We start from the raw sequence: 2,013 nt of genomic DNA, 5'->3' as shown, positions 1-2,013 counted from the left end.
GCGGAATCGCTGCGGGTGGTGCGGGCGCAGCCGCCGGCGAGCCTCGGCCGTGGCGATTGCGCTTTGGGGGAGAGAGGGGGCGGCGCCCCCCGGCTTCCCCCACTTACGCCGCGTCGGCGGCCGGATGATCCGCATCCGGGATGGAAACCGCACAGGCCGAAACCGCTTATCGGGTTCGGTTCATGACAGCCCAGGCCGCCCGCTAGGGCGGTGATGCAAACCCCTGATACATCTATCGGGTTTATTTATTATAATTCTCTCAATCTGAAATATATTGCGCATTCCACCCAGCTAAGTTATATATCAGTATAACAAGAACCGCACATCTATCGACGAATCTATGGAGACAACGATGCATATGGCCAATCTCCGCAAGGTAGGCGGTTCCGTCATGCTGGCGGTGCCACCGACCTTGCTCGATGCGCTGCATCTGAGCGCAGGGGCGAAAGTCGGCCTGGCGGTCGATGGTGGCCGGCTCGTGGTCGAACCGGCGCCGCGGCCCCGCTACACGCTGGATATGCTTCTGGCAGAATGCGATGCATCGGCAGCACTCAGCCATGAGGATGCTGAATGGCTTGGCGCGCCGGCGGTCGGGAGCGAGCTGCCGTAATGGAGCGGGGCGACATTTTTCTTGTCTCGCTCGATCCCACTTCCGGCCATGAGCAACAGGGAACCCGGCCGGTTCTGGTCATTTCGCCAGGGGCTTTTAACCGCCTGACCCACACGCCGGTCGTGCTGCCCATCACGACCGGCGGTAATTTTGCCCGCACGGCCGGATTCGCGGTCTCCCTCGTGGGCATTGGCACGAAAACAACCGGAGTCGTGCGTTGCGACCAGCCGCGCGCGGTGGATATTCGGGCGCGCGGGGGACGCAAGCTGGAGAGCGTGCCGGAAGCCATCATGGATGAAGTCCTGGCGCGCCTGAGCACGATCCTCGAATGAGGCGGCCGATGCCGGGCTACCCCCGGCATCGGCTCACCCTCACGCGGCGAATGGCTGGCGGGCATGCATCCAATCGGCCGCGCGTTGCGCCTGCGCGGCGGCGGTGAAGATGGCGCGGGCATCATTGCGCAGCACGGTGAGCCATGACGCCACATAGGCGGCATGGTCAGGGCGGGGTTCGCAAGCAAGGCCAAGATCGGCGCAGAGATAGGCCGCGCCCAGCTCCGCCACCAGCTCTTCCGCCGCATAGCTTTCAGAGCCGAACCGCCCTTTCAGCTCGCGGGCGCAGCGATCGGGATGGCCCGTCCAGTGGGTTGCCTCATGGGCGAGGGTGGCATAGTAGGCGATGGGATCGCGAAAGGCTGCGAAGGGCGGCAGGCGGATTTCATCACGGGCCGGGATATAGCAGGCGCGGGTACCGCCTTCGCGCACGGTTACGCCAAGGGCGGCAAAGAAGCGCTCGGCATGGGCAATGCGCGCACTGGCAGGCAGAGCGGGCAGGGGCGGCGGCGTGTAGCCCTCCACCTGCGCGGCATTGAACACGGGATAGCCGCGCGCGAGGACGCGGCGGCGCGGGTCACTCTGGCCGTCATCCATGTCCCCGGCATCCTCTTCCCGTTCGTCGATTTTCCAGAACACGACCAGCGCGGCTTTTTCTCCCCGGCGCACCTGTGCTCCGCAAGCGGCCCATTGGCGGTACGTCCCCCATATGGCCGAACCGTAGCCCGCGCCCTGCGCCGCCGCCCAAAGCGCAATGGTGTTGATGCCGCGATAGGGTTTCCCGGTCGTGATGTTGACGGGATGGGCCGACATGGTGCCGTCTGTGTGCCATGGCATGCGGAAATCTCCGGCTCCCGCTTCGATGGCGGCGGCAATGGTGGCGGTGATGCGTTCATAGACGCTCTGGCGGCTGTCTTGGGTCATGGCCCGGCTTCCTTCCTGGGGTTCACGGTGCGGCAGCGGAGTGCTGCTGCACCTGTGGCCCTCGCCGAGAGCGGGGCTGGGCAGGGGGAAAGCGGAATCGCTGCGGGTGGTGCGGGCGCAGCCGCCGGCGAGCCTCGGCCGTGGCGA

The 2,013-nt window shown here is 65.7% G+C and carries 3 protein-coding genes; 2 read left to right on the top strand and 1 reads right to left on the bottom strand.

Features of this window, described 5'->3' with window-relative positions:
* The first annotated feature begins 352 nt into the window (after positions 1-352).
* Both WI697_RS27430 and WI697_RS27425 read left to right on the top strand, forming a co-directional pair.
* Entirely contained in the window at positions 353-610 is a 258-nt protein-coding gene (locus tag WI697_RS27430) for an AbrB/MazE/SpoVT family DNA-binding domain-containing protein (protein ID WP_345960680.1), read from the top strand.
* Complete coding sequence (locus WI697_RS27425; protein ID WP_345960679.1) at positions 610-942, top strand: type II toxin-antitoxin system PemK/MazF family toxin; 333 nt, start codon at positions 610-612, stop codon at positions 940-942. Before WI697_RS27430 ends, WI697_RS27425 begins: the two co-directional genes overlap by 1 nt.
* Before the next feature lie 39 nt (positions 943-981).
* Here WI697_RS27425 and WI697_RS27420 read toward each other — a convergent pair whose 3' ends face one another.
* Positions 982-1,866, bottom strand: coding sequence for an ArdC family protein (locus WI697_RS27420; RefSeq protein WP_345960678.1), 885 nt, complete (start codon positions 1,864-1,866; stop codon positions 982-984).
* Positions 1,867-2,013: the final 147 nt, after the last annotated feature.

The organism is Tistrella mobilis, from assembly GCF_039634785.1.
Taxonomy (GTDB): Bacteria; Pseudomonadota; Alphaproteobacteria; order Tistrellales; family Tistrellaceae; genus Tistrella; species Tistrella mobilis.
Note: the sequence above shows the minus strand (reverse complement) of the source record. Positions and strands in the feature narration are given on the sequence as shown.